We start from the raw sequence: 15,805 nt of genomic DNA, 5'->3' as shown, positions 1-15,805 counted from the left end.
TTAAACCTTACGACCTAATAGTTGAGATAAAGCCGGGTCAACGACTATACGATTTTCCATGGCTGTACGCCCTAATAACATTCTAAACTTCATTGTTGCACGGCTTGTTAAAGTAAGCTCGATAGGCCAGCTATGCTCGCCTGCATGTAATGTAGTTTCTATAAAGTAGCGTAGCTCTTTTTGCCCACTTGAGCTGGTTACGTACTTCATTTTTTTAACTTTTGCATTGCAAGTGACTTGCGTTTGCTCATCATCTTGCAGTGGTTGGGCCGTAAATTTAACCCATTTTTCTGAGTCAACTTCGTATTCTTCAATGTTAATTGCATGAATACATGAAGTGCGAGCGCCAGTATCAATTTTTGCTTTTATCTCGTTAATACCAAGCTCAGGTAAACTTAACCACTCACGCCAACCAACTGTGATCTTTGCTGTCATAAATGTGCCCTTAATAAAAAAGTGACTTATACGCTACAGACCAAAAAACACCAACGAAATAAATTTATCTAGTCGATTAGTAAATTAAATTGATCTTTTTAAGCAACTGGTCACACAATGCACGCCTTGCTAAGCCGTACTTTAATGCCACTTTGCTCAACACAGAGGCTCTGCATATATTTTGCTATTTAAGCTTAACTTATTAAAAGTAAAGGTAAGCCTGTAAGCAACTAAGTAGATACACTATAGTTAACAGTATTAAAAATACACTATTATGAGAACTAATTATGATTAATGGTTTACTACATGCACTTGTACTTGATGGACAAGGCGGCGCTCGTCCTATTGGAAGCACTAATGAGCTAAATAGCTGGCAACCAAGCCAAGGTAAACTTTGGGTGCACATGGATTATAGCCAAAGTGAGGCAGTTGAATGGCTCAAGGCACAGCCTCATTTAAACGATTACGAACTAGAGTCTTTAATTGCTGACGAAACACGCCCACGTATTACGGCTACAACTAACGGGCACATGTTATTTTTACGTGGTGTAAATTTAAATCCAGCACAAAGCCCTGAAGACATGGTATCAATTCGTTTATTTATTAGCGAAGACATTCTTATTACTACCCGTAAGCGCCGTTTATTATCGGTGCAAGATACGCTCGCCTGTTTAAATGAAAATAAAGGCCCATGCAATATTTCTGAATTAGTGTGCTCTATTACACAAAAATTAACCTCACGTATGCAAAGCGTTATTGACTCACTAGATGAAACACTCGACGAGTTTGAAGAAGAAATAGATGAACCAAGTAAAAAGTTTGACAACCAAGGCTTATCACAATTGCGACGCCAAACTATTGCCTTAAAACGTTATTTAAAACCGCAAAAAGAAGCCCTTAGCTCAATGGTAAATAACCACTACCTATGGTTATTAGATGACGATAAAGCAAAACTTAATGAAACCACTAACTTATTAATTCGTTATCTTGAAGAGCTAGATAGTTCGATTGAGCGTGCGCAAATTATTCAGCAAACAATCACTAACCAAGTTTCTGAGCAGTTAAACCAGCGAATGTATGTTATGTCTGTAGTGGCAGCACTTTTTTTACCACTGGGCTTTTTAACGGGGCTTTTAGGTGTAAACGTAGGAGGTATTCCTGGTACAGAGAGCCCTTATGCGTTTAGTGCTTTTGTCATATTTTTAATTGTGCTCACTGGCGGTATTGGTGTGTATTTTAAAAATAAAAAATGGCTGTAAATTAAAACGCATATTTAATATGGCCACTCAATTGAGTGGCCATAATTAAGTGGCTACTTAGTTTGTTTGACGGGTATAAGTAACATTAGTCATTGTTACTTTTGATTGGGTAATGCCTAAATCTTCAAAGCAATTTTTGAATGAATTAGAGTTACCTGCTTCACCGCATTTATCTAGAGTATTTGGATCTTGAGACTGTAAGTAGTTACCAAACTTAAAGTAAGATTCAGAATCATCTTCTACAGGAATACCAAACGAATTACCTAGTGCACTTACATCTACATCGCCGTAATTATTTACCACTCGCAAGTTAAATGACTCACCGCTTGTAATAGTACCTAGCGCAAATTTTTCTTCATTGCCACTGGTATTACGCAAACGAACATAGACATCAAAAATGCCATTACCCGCTACGCTGTCGTTAAAACCTGATTCATCAGTATCTGAAACATACACTTTAGAAATAGTCCCAGTATCGCTGGCGTGGTGCTGTGAAATAATTGTTTTACCGCCATCAGACATTTCAACTTTTACAGTTGCTTCAAATACTTCGTAAGACTGTGTCATGGCAACACGCAAGCTTTCTTTTACCTTGTACTCATGACGCCAGCCATTCCCGTTAGGCGTAATATGCTGTGCCTCCAAAGGTACAAACACTAACGTACTATCGTTTACTAACGGGTTAGGGCTATCCCCTTCTAAATCAAAAACACTACCACTTGTAATGCTGCTTGGAATCGTTGTACCGTCTCCAGATCCTGCACCATCATCAGTGCCACCGCCATTATTACTGCCCTCAACTAATGTAAAATTATCAAAGCGTACATCACTTGAGCTATTGTAATGCTTAGCAAATACTTGCAGTGAATTGGTATTCGCTGAAGTAAACGTTTTAGTTACCTTAGTCCAAGACGATACATCAAAGGTTTTGTTTTTAAATAAACCGTTTAAGTCGTTAACCCCAATCTGCCCTTTACCAAGTACATAAGCACTTAACGTATATTCAGTGTTTGGCTGAATATTTACTAATTGATAAACACGTGCAGGACTACCCTGAATTTTTAACGATTTAGATCCGCTATATGCATCAGATGAAATAGCCGCTGGCTCAGTTTCGTTCCAACTACTAAAACCGCTTTCAAAGCCAGGGTTATTAATAGTTGCAGCGTGAGATAACGCTGAGGTTGCAGTAATTGCAGTGCAAATAAACAATTTCTTGTGGTTAATCATTATCTTTATTCCTTTAAACCTGAACATAAAAACAACCTAACTACTTAGGTTAGTGAAATTCACTAACACTTAGATCTTACCGCTATACAGGTTTTTAATTGTGTATGAATAGTAATGGTAATTTAAATGGCAAATAAAACTTACCAATTAACATTACCAAAAGTATACCCGAAGGCGGGGTAAAGGTTATATTTATTGTTACCAATATGTCAACACAGTGTGGTACAGCAAATAAGTATTACTTACATCTTTATTACCACTTAAAAACAAATTTAATTTTCAATTTAATCAACACATTAGATTTTATTAAGTAACGAATTAATTTTTAAAAATAAATTTTAATTTCAGACATAAGTACTAAAAAATAAATAACACTGCTTACCAATAATTATGGACAATATTAATTTAGTATGAATAAAAAATAAAAATAGAGATAAATTAAAGACTAATTTCAAATTGGTAATAACCAGATTTAAATTGGTAATGTGCATTTTTGATTTATATAGAGGCTAATGAGTGTATTTAAAGCTTAAACAGGGAGTAAAACTAAAAAAAGGCGAGCATTGTTAAATGCTCGCCTTTACTATTTTTCTAATGCTGGGTAATTAATTACTCTTGAAAGTAAGTGCCCCAACCGTCGTATTCAACATCGCACTCAACGGCTAGTTGCGCTAGCTTATCAACGTCTTCCATAATAACGTCTACGTCTAGCTCAGCTTCAACTACAATGTCAAAGCTCCAAATTTTACTGCCATCTTCAAGCTCAAGCTCTGCTGGCTCTTCAACATCGTAGCCTAATTTAAAAGCAGCCAATGCAGCTTGCTCTAGTTTAGGGAAGTCTTCACACACAAAATGGTGTTCTACTTCATAAAGTATTTCAGGATCTGATCCATCTTCTAGTAGTGAACTTACGATGTCTTCACTTATTTCACGCCAGTTTTCCATTATTTTTCTCTCACTTGAGCATCTAATTCAGTTATTTTAGCAGCCATAATGCTATGCACGCTTTTAGCATGCTCACGCGCGCTAATTTCTTTATCAAGCGGTATAGGCGCTAACATTTCGATGTAAATTGTACCATTATCCCAACGATTTAGCTTAATGGTTTTATGTGTTGTATTCATACATACCGGAATTATGGGTACATCTGCGCTCATTGCGGTGTGAAAAGCACCTGTTTTGAACGGTAGCAACCCTCTTCCATAGCTTCGTGTGCCTTCTGGAAACATCCATACAGATAAGCCATTATTTTTAATTTTTTCGGCTGCTTTGGAGATAGTTCCCGCTGCTTTGGAGCGATTCGATCTGTCTATTAATATATTACCCGACAACCAATAAAGCTGACCGAAAAATGGGATCCACTTTAAGCTCTTTTTCCCCAAACTTACGCAGTTTTTAGGCACCATTGCAGGCACTGTAAATAAGTCGTAGCTATTTTGATGATTAGCAACATAAACTGCAGGGCCTGCATCAATTGCATCTTTATGACGTGTTAAAACTAATTTAACGCCAATCATTTTAGCCATTGAGCCAAACCAGCCCGCTATAATATGTACATTATTGGGATGAAATGGTCTTACAATCGAAAGTAATAAACCAAAAATACAACTGAATAATATAAACATCAGCATAATAAAAACGCGTATAACAGCTAGCAAATGAGTTTCTCCAAAGATCAATTATGATTATTATAGCGTTATTTTGTGACACAGACGAGTCAATAGCGCACAAGTGTACGCTGAAATATGCAAGCTCTTTACTTTAAAACAAAAACGGCCTGCAAATGCAGACCGTTTTTATTTATACAAAAAAGTAATTGGTTACTCTTCGTTAATGGCTTCTATTGGTACATCATCTTGTGGGGTTAGCTCAACAACGGCTTCGTCAACACGCTGTAAGCCGCGCGGTAGTTTATTACCCCTACGCCCTCGCTCACCATGATAATGCTCTAAATCAGATGGTTTAAGCGTTAGTTTACGCTTACCAGCATGAAGCGTAACACTGCTTCCTTGTGGCACAACAGCAAGCACTTTTACAAACTCTTCACGGGCTTGTACTTTAGCTCCAGGAATAGAAATAATCTTATTCCCTTTACCTTTGCTAAGTTTTGGTAAGTCACGTAGCGGGAATAAAAGCATGCGGCCTTCGTTAGAAATAGCCATACAGTAATCACTAGCAACATCGTTCACCCTAATAGGAGAAAGTAATATTCCACCCTTAGGGACACTTACCAGCGCTTTACCATTTTTATTTTTACTCACTAAGTCTTTAAAGTCGGTAATAAAGCCGTAACCTGCATCTGACGCCATAAGCAATACTTGCTCGTCTTCACTCATTACCACGTGCTCAAAATTAGCACCTGGTGTTAAGTTAAAACGACCTGTCATTGGCTCCCCTTGGCTACGCGCCGAAGGTAGACTGTGCGCATCAGTTGCAAACGCCCGCCCTGCTGAATCTAAAAATACCGCAGGTTGATTACTCTTACCACGAGCAGAGGCTCTAAAGCCGTCACCTGAGCGATAATTTAAGCCTTGTACATCTAAGTCATGACCTTTACCAACGCGTGCCCAGCCTTTGTCTGATAGCACAACAGTAACTGACTCTGACGGAATTAAATCTTTTTCGTTAAGTGCTTTCGCTTCTGAGCGCTCAATCACTGGCGAGCGACGATCGTCACCGTACATTTCAGCGGCTTCTTGAATTTCTTTTTTAAGCAGTGTCGACATACGACGTTCTGAGCCCAAAATTTGCGCTAATTTATCACGCTCTTTGGCTAGTTCATCTTGCTCACCGCGAATTTTAAACTCTTCAAGTTTTGCTAAATGACGAAGTTTTAATTCTAAAATAGCTTCTGCTTGCGTATCAGTTAAATCAAAGCGATCCATTAATACAGGCTTTGGTTTGTCTTCGCTGCGGATGATTTCAATCACTTCATCGATATTTAAAAAGGCTGCTAATAAACCTTCTAAAATATGCAAACGTGCTAATACTTTATCTAAACGATACTGCAAACGACGACGCACTGTTTCGCGTCTAAATGTTAGCCACTCACTTAAAATACAGCGCAAGTCTTTAACTTGCGGGCGACCATCTAGGCCTAGCATGTTTAAGTTTACGCGGTAATTTTTTTCAAGATCGGTGGTTGCAAATAAGTGCGCCATTAATGGCTCAGCTTTAATGCGGTTTGAGCGCGGAATAATTACAATACGCGTTGGATTTTCGTGATCTGACTCGTCACGTAAATCAGCAATCATAGGTAATTTTTTAGCGTTCATTTGCGCTGCAATTTGCTCAAGTACTTTACCACCTGAACATTGATGCGGCAGCGCTGTAATAACAATATCGCCATGCTCTTCGGTGTAAACCGCACGCATTTTGATAGACCCACGACCGGTTTTATATATTTTATGAATATCGGCTTTTGGGGTAATTATTTCAGCATCTGTTGGGTAATCTGGTGCATGTACAAGCTCAAGTAATTCTTCAAGCTCTGTTTTTGGTTTATCAAGTAATAAACAACATGCGCTAGCCACTTCACGTACGTTATGTGGCGGAATATCTGTTGCCATACCTACGGCGATACCCGTTATACCATTGAGTAAAATATGCGGTAAACGAGAAGGCAATACTACAGGTTCATCCATGGTGCCATCAAAGTTTGGTGTCCAATCGACGGTGCCTTGGCCAAGCTCTTTAAGCAGAACTTCAGAAAACTTAGATAAACGCGCTTCGGTATAACGCATTGCTGCAAACGATTTAGGGTCATCTGCCGCACCCCAGTTTCCTTGTCCATCTACCAAAGGATAGCGATAAGAAAACGGCTGCGCCATTAATACCATAGCTTCGTAACAGGCACTGTCGCCGTGTGGATGGTACTTACCAAGTACGTCACCCACTGTACGGGCTGATTTTTTGTACTTAGCGTTAGCTGACAAGCCCAGTTCGCTCATCGCATAAATAATACGACGCTGTACTGGTTTTAAACCATCACCTACATGCGGTAGGGCACGATCCATGATTACGTACATGGAATAATTTAAATAGGCGTCTTCGGTAAAACGCCCCATTGTTTGTTGCTCAATTCCTTGCATTAGCAAGGTATCTGTATCACTCATTAAAGCTTACCTAGTTTTTCTTATAGCTTACACGGTAGATTACATTGGCGTAATCATCGCTTACTAACAGACTGCCGTCACCTAATTCTGCAAATGCAACAGGGCGTCCAAATGTTGTTTCGTCTTTCATAAAGCCAGTAATAAATGGCGTATATTTAGTTACGCGACCTACTTCGATTGTTGCTAGCCCTACTTTATAGCCAGACTTTTTAGAACGGTTCCATGAGCCATGTTCAGCAACAAATAATTGTTGCTTATAACTTGCTGGAAATTGCTTACCGTTATAAAAATGAATACCTAGTGGCGCTACATGCGCTGGAAGTGCAAGTGCTGGCGATGTGTAATCGGCAATGTTTTTACCTTCACCAAACTCAGGGTCAATAATTGCACCGGCATGAACATACGGAAAGCCAAAATGCTCACCTTCTTGCGTTGCACGGTTTAACTCATCAGGCGGAATATCATCGCCCATCATGTCGCGACCATTATCGCTAAACCATAAGGCTTGAGTAGCAGGATGAAAATCAAAACCCACTGTGTTTCTAACGCCTTTAGCTATTGTTTTTATTTGTTTTGTTTCTACATTAAGGGCAAAAATACGACCAAAACGCTCATCCTCAGCACAAATATTACACGGTACACCCACCGGAATGATTAATTCTCCCGTTGGTGCAAAACGTAAAAATTTCCAACCATGATGACGCTCACTCGGTAGTTTGTTATAGACCACATCAAACTTTGGATCTTTTAATTGGGTATCAATATTTTTAAAGCGAATAATACGATGCACTTCGCCTACATATAAATCGCCATCTTTAATTGCTATGCCAGAGGGCATGTTTAAGCCTTTAGCCACAACAATTTTTTTATCTGCTACGCCGTCGCTATTGTGATCAATAAGCGCATATACGTTGCCTGCTTTACGAGAGCCAACATACACAATACCTTTTTTTGAAACGGCTATTTGACGTGCATTTTCTACATCATTTGCAAATAAACTAATTTCAAACCCAGGTGCTACGGTGAGCTTATCAAGTATATTTTTAGCCATTGCAGGAGCGCTAGTCAGCCCAAGTAACAGCAAACTTCCTAGTAATTTTTTCATTCGTCTCTCCTAGTGTTAGGCACAAGCAATTAAACGAGCGCCTTGTTACCATGATCTTCTAACCATTGACGACGATCAGGCGATCGTTTTTTAGCAAGTAGCATATCCATCATTTCCATGGTTTCTACTTCTTCATCAAGCGTAAGCTGCACTAAGCGTCGTGTATTAGGATCCATAGTGGTTTCACGAAGCTGTAACGGATTCATTTCACCCAGACCTTTGAATCGTTGTACGTTTACTTTTCCGCGTTTTTTCTCGGCTTCTATGCGCGCCAAAATAGCGGTTTTCTCTTCTTCATCTAGGGCGTAATAAACTTCTTTGCCAATATCTATTCTAAATAATGGCGGCATTGCAACATACACATGCCCTGTTTTTACTAACTCTGGAAAATGACGAACAAACAGTGCACATAACAATGTTGCAATGTGTAGTCCATCCGAGTCAGCATCGGCCAGTATACAAATCTTATTGTAACGCAGTCCCGACATATCTGTTGATTCTGGGTCAATACCCAGTGCCACTGAAATATCATGTACTTCTTGTGATGCTAGTATTTGCCCCGACTCTACTTCCCAAGTATTTAAAATTTTACCACGTAGCGGCATAATTGCCTGAAATTCACGGTCTCGCGCTTGTTTAGCAGAACCACCAGCAGAATCACCTTCCACTAAAAACAGCTCGGTTCGGTCATTATCGGCAGCACTACAATCGGTCAATTTACCTGGTAATGCAGGCCCTGCAGTAACTCGTTTACGTACAACTTTTTTAGCTGCACGCAAACGGCTTTGCGCGTTTGAAATACATAACTCAGCTAATAATTCTGCGGTATCGGTATGTTCATTTAGCCATAAACTAAACGAATCTTTTACAACACCCGATACAAATGCGGCACATGAACGTGATGAAAGTTTTTCTTTGGTTTGCCCTGCAAATTGTGGATCTTGCATTTTAACCGACAATACGTAACTACAACGCTCCCAAATATCATCCGGTGTTAGCTTTACGCCACGAGGTAGTAAATTTCTAAACTCACAAAACTCTCGCATTGCTTCAAGCAAGCCTTGGCGCAGACCATTTACATGTGTACCACCTTGCGCAGTAGGAATTAAGTTTACGTAGCTTTCCGCTATTGATTCGCCACCTTCAGGTAGCCATACAACAGCCCAATCAGCGCCTTCAATTGAGCTTTTAAATTCACCTACAAATGGGTCTTGCGGTAATGTTTCAAACCCTTTAACGGCTTCAATTAGGTAATCTTTTAAGCCAGTTTCGTAAAACCATTCTTTGGTTTCTTTTGTTTGCTTATTAACAAACTTAATACGCAGTCCTGGGCATAAAACCGCTTTGGCTTTTAATAAATGATTAAGCTTGGTAATTGAGTAGTTTGGTGAATCAAAGTAGCTAACATCAGCCCAAAAACGAACGGTGGTACCTGTATTGCGCTTACCAACAGTACCAATTACGCTCAAATCTTCTACTTTATCGCCATTTTCAAATGCCATTCTGTATTGTTGAGCGTCGCGCCTTACGGTTACTTCTACACGTGTAGATAAGGCATTTACTACAGAAATACCTACACCGTGTAAACCACCCGAAAATTGGTAGTTTTTATTAGAAAACTTACCACCGGCGTGTAACTTAGTGAAGATTAGTTCAACCCCAGGGATACCTTCCTCAGGGTGAATATCAATAGGCATACCACGTCCGTCATCGCTCACTTCGAGCGAGTTATCTTCGTGGAGAATTACGTCGATACGAGTAGCGTGGCCCGCCATAGCTTCATCGACACTGTTATCGATAACCTCTTGGCCTAAATGGTTTGGGCGTACGGTATCGGTGTACATCCCTGGGCGTCGTTTTACCGGATCTAATCCATTAAGTACTTCAATGGCTTCGGCGTTATAATTTTGATCACTCATAGTTTTTGTCTTTATATCCGCTAAGGCTCTAATACGTTTACTAGTTTTATTGTTATATGCGCTAAAGCGTTAATATAGTAACTAACCTCAGTTCAGGCTAACTAGTTTTACGTGATTTTAAGAAAATCTACAATACTTGCAAAGGTGCGTTCAAATTCAACGTAGCTATGATCGCCACCAAACTCTATCAATTGCTTGCATTGCGAATAATATTTTACTGCGTGTTGAAAGTTCAACACTTCATCGCCTGTTTGCTGTAATAAATACAGTAACTCAGGATGTGCTAATTTATCTACAGCGAGTAATTTCAGCGCCTCAATATGACTGTTATTTAAATCGTAATGATAATCTTGATACGGATTATAATTAGGCCCAAGTAACGACTGTAATAAATTATAAGGTGCGACCGCGGGATTAATGACCACTGCAGGAATTTGATAACGCTGCGATAAATACGTGGCAAAAAAACCACCTAACGAGCTACCTAATAAAACGGTATCTGGCGTTAGTAATTGTTCAAGCTCAATTATAGCTTGTAGGGGCTCGTGGTTTAAGTTCGGTACACAATAATCAACGTCATAGTTTGCCATAAGCTCACCAAAGCGCACAGCTTTATATGATTTTTGTGAACTATTAAAGCCATGAATATAAATTACGCGCTTAGCCATACCACTTCCGTTTTTACTTCAACTTTATCTTTTTTACTCTTTATATTTAGCATTCTGTAAGCAGGCCCTGCATTTTTTTGCTCCCACTTTGGAGTGTATTTTACAAACTGCACTGAACTGGCAGGACTTGCATATATAGGCAAGCCTCTAAAGTTTTGTTCATAATCGTTGTGTACATGACCATGAAAAAGCGCAGATACATTATTACTATTAACTAAAATATTTAAAAGCTGTGGACCATTTTCTAATAAGTGCTTATCAAGATAGCCATTTATTGGCAGCGGATTATGATGACAAAAGATAACTTTACTATTATTCGAGTTGACTAAAGTATCAGTTATTTCATCTAAATGCGCGCCAGTAACCCATCCTGCGGGCGTGGGCCCTTTAGAATTAATAAGAAGCAGCTCAACCCCGTTAGCAATAATATGTTTAGCCGAATTTATTTTTCCGCCACTTATGCGATTAAGCATTACTAGTTCATCATGATTACCTGGTACCCAAAATACAGGGCAAGTGATGTCACTGGCATTTATAAGTTCACTAAATAATAAGTACGATTCGAAACTATGGTCTTGTGTTAAATCACCACCAAAAATTACGCAATCTACTGGCTGCTCAGCGATGTGTGCCAAAGCTTGTTCAAAATGAGCTGCAGTATTTGCATTAAAATATTCACCATTTTTATCTGCAAATAAATGGCTGTCGGTAATATGCGCAATGCACAATGATGATTTATCAAATGTATATGTATCATCAAACCAAGCCATTATTTACATCCCAATTTAATGTTGCTTGCCCGTGCTCTACACAGGCCACTAACCAGTCGTATAAAAAAGCATTAAGTTGATACTTTTCATCTTTTTGATGCATTTTAGGGTTGGGGTATCCGTACGATGGTTTTATGCGTTGATGGTAATCGTGATGAATAATTTCAGCTACTTTCGCATCATGATACAAGCGAGCCGTTAAATACAGCGGCGCTATCCCTTTAACCATTCCTGTTAGCTGCTTAATTGAAATATCCATAGTGTATTTTGCGCTGCCATCAATTTTTGTAGCAAATTCACTGTTGCCAAGTTTTACTTCACGAATGCTTCCTATATTGCGCTCGCTCGGTAACAACTTTAATAGTCGCACATAGTTATGCTCACAAAGTGTTAAATACTTTGGGAGGCTTTGAATATATCGATTTGTTGCTAATTGTGCTGTCAAAGTTCCGCCATAATATTAGTAAGAGTTTATGCCCATTTGCTTGCCATTTTTTCGCGATTTAGCGCAAGCCACTGCATACAAATAACCGTTGCCGCATTATCCATTTCACCGTTATTGAGGCGCATTAGCGCATCATCAACCGATAAAATATGAGTTTTTATATCCTCGCCTTCAGTTTCAAGACCATATACACCTGATTTCACTTGGCTTAAATCAGCACGCGCTAAATATAAATGTAAGCGCTCAGTTGTACCACCAGGGCTTGATAGGTATGAAAGCATAAATTCAAGTTCAGTTAATTCAAGCCCTGCTTCTTCATACGCTTCTTTTTTTACAACTGATTCGTAATCCGTACTGCCGTCAGTCATTCCGGCTATACATTCTAGTAGCCACGGCGAATGCTTACTTTTAATAGCGCCAATACGTATTTGCTCAATTAAAAGAACAGTATCTGATATTGGGTCGTAAGGAAGTACTGCAATTGCATCGCCACGTTCTAATATTTCTCGGCTAATTAGCTCTGATTTTCCACCCGCAAAAAGAGCATGTTCAAACTGGTATAAATCAACCTGAAAAAAACCTTTATAAAGGTTTTTTATTGGCTTTAAATTTACATCTTTATGTGTAAATTGAACGAGCTTTTTATCAACCACGTGCCTACCTCCTACTTATCTAAAGCTTTAAAATGCGTTAATATATTCTGTTACACTTGAACATACTGTTTTACTAATTATTTTTTTTGTTATGCAGTAAAACAGGTTAACATGCTTTTAGTACAAAAATTGTCTAAGGACCGAACCCCACATGAAAAAGAACATTCTTGCGGCGCTAGTTAGTTTATCATGCGCACTAGGTGCTACAGCAGTGAAAGCTGAAGATTTACTACAAGTTTTTGAAATAGCAACAGCTAACGATCCTACTGTTTTAAAAGCAAAAGCCCAAGCCGATGCGCAGTCTTACCAAAGCGATTTGGCGATGAGTGCACTATTACCTCAAATTGGTTTAACTATGGGTTATACGAAAAGCGATGCAACGTCGTACCAAAGCGTTGGCGACTTATCTAACCAAGTTAAAGTTGAAAGTGACACAGACCAATTCTCTCGTGGTGTAAGTTTAAGCCAAACATTATTTGATTTAGGTGCTTGGAACACTTTAGATATTGCCGATAAGCAAGCTCTACAAGCAAGCGGCCTATATGATGCAGCTAAACAAAATTTAATTGTACGCGTTGCTGAAGGTTATTTTAACGTATTAAGTGCCAGTGATAACCTTGAATTTGTCGAAGCTGAAAAACGTGCCATTGCACGTCAACTTGAGCAAACAAAACAACGTTATGCAGTAGGTTTAACAGCTATAACAGACGTACACGAAGCACAAGCTCAGTTTGATAACTCAGTAGCCCAAGAAATTATTGCCAGTAATGCTGTAGAAACTGCACGCGAGCAACTTCGTGAGATAACTGGTAAATATCACGAAAAATTAGACTTTTTAAATACAGATACTTTCTCAACAACTAAACCAACTAAGCGCTCAAGCGACTTTGTTAAAGTAGCTGAAGATAAAAATATCAACTTACAAGTCTCTAAAGTAACGGTTGATATTGCAAAAGATCAAATTGAATTAGCAAAAGCAGGTCATTATCCAAAACTAACTCTAAGTGCAAGTTATGGTGACTCTCTTACAGACACTCAAATAAATGGCGCTAATTTTGATGACCAACCGCGTTCAGACTCAAGTTCTGTTGGGCTTAACTTTAGCGTACCTTTATATTCAGGTGGCGCAACGGTTGCTGCAACAAACCAAGCGCGTGCGTTTTACGTATCAGCGAGCCAAGATTATGAAACAAATTACCGCGCAGTCACTCGCACAGTAATTACATCTTATAATCAAGTTGTTTCAGATATTGCGACTTACAAAGCGCTAGAGCAAGCGGTTGTTTCAGCTCAAAGTGCCCTTAAAGCAACTGAAGCCGGTTTTGAAGTAGGTACTCGTACCATTGTTGACGTACTAGTGAGTACGCAAAATTTATACGATGCAAAACGTAACCTTGCTGATGTGCGTTACCGTTATGTGTTATCTACCCTTCGCTTAAAACAAGCTGCGGGTACACTAACAAGTGAAGATTTGGTTGCTATAAACCAAGGTTTAAAATCAGCTTAACTTTTACAGCTAAACATAATATAGATTTATTCGAAGCCAGCATGTAGCTGGCTTTTTGTATTTTATAGCGCTTAGCGTTAAACTATCGTTTTTATTCTCAGAGAGATTTTTGTGGTCACCTCATCTCCTTTTAAAGCATCTTTTTTAGGCCCTCGATACTGGCTAACGTGGGTTGGCGTTTTATTTTTATACTTAATTTCTTGGCTACCACAAAAGCTACAGCTGGCAATGGGTAAGCAACTTGGCCGCTTAGTCCATAAATTTATGAAGCGCCGTCGCCATATTGCAGAAGTAAATATTAAGCTGTGTTTTCCTGATATGAGCGAAGCAGATCAAAAAGACCTTGTACTCAAAAATATGGAAAACACCGGCATTGCAATGGTTGAAACCGGCATGGCTTGGTGGTGGCCGCAGTGGCGAGTAAAAAGTGTATATGGCTCAATCAAAGGTTTGGAACACTTTGAGCGCGTACAGGCATCTGGTAAAGGTGTTTTATTACTTGTACCTCATATTCTGCATCTTGAAATGGCGAGTCGTGTAATGGGATTAAAATGCCAAGGTTTAGGCTTTTACCGCCCTCACAACAACGCTCTAATGGAATACTTTACAACTAATGGCCGCCTTCGTTCTAACGAATACCTAATTGGCCGAAAAGATGTAAAAGGTTTACTAAAATCATTAAAAAACAAAAAAGTATGCTATTACTTACCTGACCAAGATTACGGCCGTAACCGCTGTGAGTTTGTGCCATTTTACGCCGTCCCTGACACAGCAACGACAACAGGTACTCTTATGTTTGCTGGCAGTAAAAACTGCGAAACTATGAGCTTAATCTCGCGTCGTGACGAAAATGGAAAGTATCATTTAGAGGTAGTACCTGAGCTTGAAAACTTCCCAAGTGGTGATGATAAGGCTGATGTAACACGTGTAAATCAACGCATGGAACAATCTGTTAATGCAGCACCAGAGCAATACATGTGGCTACACCGTCGCTTTAAAACTCGACCGGATAAAAATACCCCTTCTTTTTACAAAAAGTAATGGTATAACAATAATAGGAACAAATAAGGTGGGTAATAATCATGTGGTTTTGGATTAGACATTTATCATTTGCAGCCGTGCTAATAGCACTCGCCGTATACTTCTTAGTGGGTGATGGTTCTGTATTTGATATTAAAAAATCTAAAAATGCAGCCGCCGAAGGATTATCACGCTTTTACTCCTCCATTCGTAACCAAGTAAAAAGTAATAAAGAACGAGATCAATTTGTTTTAAAACTTAAAACACCAGAACAAACCTTGGATAGAGTATTGGCTGAACGTGCGCGAACAGTAGATCCAATGCCTACAAATTGGACTGGAGAAGTTGAACCTAGGCGCTTTGAAAATGGCACAACTCTTAAAGATGTACTTAATCAATATGCTAAAAACGAGGGGATTGAGCTCTACTGGTACTTAAGTAAAGATTACGTAGTTAAAGATCATTTTAGAGTAGACAGTAACTTTACTTCAGCACTGTACCAAATTGGACGCGCTATAAATGATGATTTTGAGCATGAGGTTTATACTTACTTTTGCCATAAACAAAGAGCAGCGGTTATTACCGAGTTACCATCAGAATTTGTACGTACAAACTGTTTAAAACTAAAGGTTTAAGGGGTTACACGTACAAAAACCCAAGCAAGCGCTTGGGTTTTTCA

The 15,805-nt window shown here is 39.1% G+C and carries 15 protein-coding genes; 4 read left to right on the top strand and 11 right to left on the bottom strand.

The genetic code is table 11. From position 1 onward, the window contains the following. Positions 1-435: an ATP-dependent zinc protease gene (locus tag H5160_RS18710; RefSeq protein WP_002961974.1), complete on the bottom strand. Its 435-nt coding sequence runs from the start codon at positions 433-435 to the stop codon at positions 1-3. Positions 436-722: 287 nt separating this feature from the next. On the opposite strand from H5160_RS18710, the gene H5160_RS18705 reads away from it, so the two are divergent. Next, a complete protein-coding gene (locus H5160_RS18705) occupies positions 723-1,694 on the top strand; it encodes a zinc transporter ZntB (RefSeq protein ID WP_024605062.1) in 972 nt (323 codons plus the stop codon). 57 nt (positions 1,695-1,751) lie between these two features. Here the strand turns inward: H5160_RS18705 and H5160_RS18700 are convergent, their stop codons facing one another. The 10 genes from H5160_RS18700 to H5160_RS18655 all read right to left on the bottom strand — a co-directional run bounded on the left by H5160_RS18700 (position 1,752) and on the right by H5160_RS18655 (position 12,599). Next, positions 1,752-2,924: a polysaccharide lyase family 7 protein gene (locus H5160_RS18700; protein ID WP_024605063.1), complete on the bottom strand. Its 1,173-nt coding sequence runs from the start codon at positions 2,922-2,924 to the stop codon at positions 1,752-1,754. 609 nt (positions 2,925-3,533) lie between these two features. Next, positions 3,534-3,869 carry a ribonuclease E inhibitor RraB gene (gene rraB / locus H5160_RS18695; RefSeq protein WP_002961968.1) on the bottom strand — a complete coding sequence of 112 codons (336 nt, stop codon included), beginning with the start codon at positions 3,867-3,869 and terminating at the stop codon, positions 3,534-3,536. Next, positions 3,869-4,582, bottom strand: a complete 714-nt coding sequence (locus H5160_RS18690) for a 1-acylglycerol-3-phosphate O-acyltransferase (RefSeq protein ID WP_149603218.1) — start codon at positions 4,580-4,582, stop codon at positions 3,869-3,871. The genes rraB and H5160_RS18690 overlap by 1 nt, the downstream gene beginning before the upstream one ends. Before the next feature lie 162 nt (positions 4,583-4,744). Then, complete coding sequence (gene parC / locus H5160_RS18685) at positions 4,745-7,039, bottom strand: DNA topoisomerase IV subunit A (protein WP_182738330.1); 2,295 nt, start codon at positions 7,037-7,039, stop codon at positions 4,745-4,747. Positions 7,040-7,049: 10 nt separating this feature from the next. Continuing rightward, the gene (locus H5160_RS18680) at positions 7,050-8,144 is read right to left on the bottom strand and encodes a sorbosone dehydrogenase family protein (RefSeq protein WP_024605067.1); all 1,095 of its coding nucleotides are present in this window, start codon (positions 8,142-8,144) and stop codon (positions 7,050-7,052) included. Between the two features lie 29 nt (positions 8,145-8,173). After that, positions 8,174-10,063 (bottom strand): DNA topoisomerase IV subunit B, encoded by a 1,890-nt coding sequence (parE, locus tag H5160_RS18675; protein WP_002961961.1) that lies wholly within the window; start codon positions 10,061-10,063, stop codon positions 8,174-8,176. 107 nt (positions 10,064-10,170) lie between these two features. Next, positions 10,171-10,731, bottom strand: a complete 561-nt coding sequence (locus H5160_RS18670; protein WP_002961960.1) for a YqiA/YcfP family alpha/beta fold hydrolase — start codon at positions 10,729-10,731, stop codon at positions 10,171-10,173. Continuing rightward, positions 10,716-11,501: a metallophosphoesterase gene (locus H5160_RS18665; protein WP_002961959.1), complete on the bottom strand. Its 786-nt coding sequence runs from the start codon at positions 11,499-11,501 to the stop codon at positions 10,716-10,718. The genes H5160_RS18670 and H5160_RS18665 overlap by 16 nt, the downstream gene beginning before the upstream one ends. Then, positions 11,488-11,946: a DUF1249 domain-containing protein gene (locus H5160_RS18660; RefSeq protein WP_002961958.1), complete on the bottom strand. Its 459-nt coding sequence runs from the start codon at positions 11,944-11,946 to the stop codon at positions 11,488-11,490. The genes H5160_RS18665 and H5160_RS18660 overlap by 14 nt, the downstream gene beginning before the upstream one ends. Before the next feature lie 26 nt (positions 11,947-11,972). Continuing rightward, entirely contained in the window at positions 11,973-12,599 is a 627-nt protein-coding gene (locus H5160_RS18655) for an NUDIX domain-containing protein (protein WP_002961957.1), read from the bottom strand. 151 nt (positions 12,600-12,750) lie between these two features. Between H5160_RS18655 and tolC the strand changes: the two genes are divergently transcribed. The 3 genes from tolC (at position 12,751) to H5160_RS18640 (ending at position 15,761) form a co-directional block, all read left to right on the top strand. Next, positions 12,751-14,106 (top strand): outer membrane channel protein TolC, encoded by a 1,356-nt coding sequence (gene tolC / locus H5160_RS18650; protein WP_002961956.1) that lies wholly within the window; start codon positions 12,751-12,753, stop codon positions 14,104-14,106. A gap of 111 nt (positions 14,107-14,217) precedes the next feature. Next, positions 14,218-15,147: an LpxL/LpxP family Kdo(2)-lipid IV(A) lauroyl/palmitoleoyl acyltransferase gene (gene lpxL, locus H5160_RS18645; protein WP_002961955.1), complete on the top strand. Its 930-nt coding sequence runs from the start codon at positions 14,218-14,220 to the stop codon at positions 15,145-15,147. Positions 15,148-15,188: 41 nt separating this feature from the next. Beyond that, positions 15,189-15,761 carry a toxin co-regulated pilus biosynthesis Q family protein gene (locus tag H5160_RS18640; protein ID WP_002961954.1) on the top strand — a complete coding sequence of 191 codons (573 nt, stop codon included), beginning with the start codon at positions 15,189-15,191 and terminating at the stop codon, positions 15,759-15,761. Positions 15,762-15,805: the final 44 nt, after the last annotated feature.

This window comes from Pseudoalteromonas sp. SG43-4 (assembly GCF_014164325.1).
Lineage (GTDB): Bacteria > Pseudomonadota > Gammaproteobacteria > Enterobacterales > Alteromonadaceae > Pseudoalteromonas > Pseudoalteromonas distincta.
The sequence above is the reverse complement of the archived record's forward strand: the minus strand, read 5'-3'. Positions and strand labels throughout refer to the sequence as shown.

What these genes read in the sequence shown, in the direction of transcription:
- H5160_RS18710 (WP_002961974.1), bottom strand. Translation starts at nt 435, where the DNA reads ATGACAGCAAAGATCACAGTTGGTTGGCGTGAGTGGTTAAGTTTACCT.
- H5160_RS18705 (WP_024605062.1), top strand. Translation starts at nt 723, where the DNA reads ATGATTAATGGTTTACTACATGCACTTGTACTTGATGGACAAGGCGGC.
- H5160_RS18700 (WP_024605063.1), bottom strand. Translation starts at nt 2,924, where the DNA reads ATGATTAACCACAAGAAATTGTTTATTTGCACTGCAATTACTGCAACC.
- rraB (WP_002961968.1), bottom strand. Translation starts at nt 3,869, where the DNA reads ATGGAAAACTGGCGTGAAATAAGTGAAGACATCGTAAGTTCACTACTA.
- parC (WP_182738330.1), bottom strand. Translation starts at nt 7,039, where the DNA reads ATGAGTGATACAGATACCTTGCTAATGCAAGGAATTGAGCAACAAACA.
- H5160_RS18680 (WP_024605067.1), bottom strand. Translation starts at nt 8,144, where the DNA reads ATGAAAAAATTACTAGGAAGTTTGCTGTTACTTGGGCTGACTAGCGCT.
- parE (WP_002961961.1), bottom strand. Translation starts at nt 10,063, where the DNA reads ATGAGTGATCAAAATTATAACGCCGAAGCCATTGAAGTACTTAATGGA.
- H5160_RS18670 (WP_002961960.1), bottom strand. Translation starts at nt 10,731, where the DNA reads ATGGCTAAGCGCGTAATTTATATTCATGGCTTTAATAGTTCACAAAAA.
- H5160_RS18665 (WP_002961959.1), bottom strand. Translation starts at nt 11,501, where the DNA reads ATGGCTTGGTTTGATGATACATATACATTTGATAAATCATCATTGTGC.
- tolC (WP_002961956.1), top strand. Translation starts at nt 12,751, where the DNA reads ATGAAAAAGAACATTCTTGCGGCGCTAGTTAGTTTATCATGCGCACTA.
- H5160_RS18640 (WP_002961954.1), top strand. Translation starts at nt 15,189, where the DNA reads ATGTGGTTTTGGATTAGACATTTATCATTTGCAGCCGTGCTAATAGCA.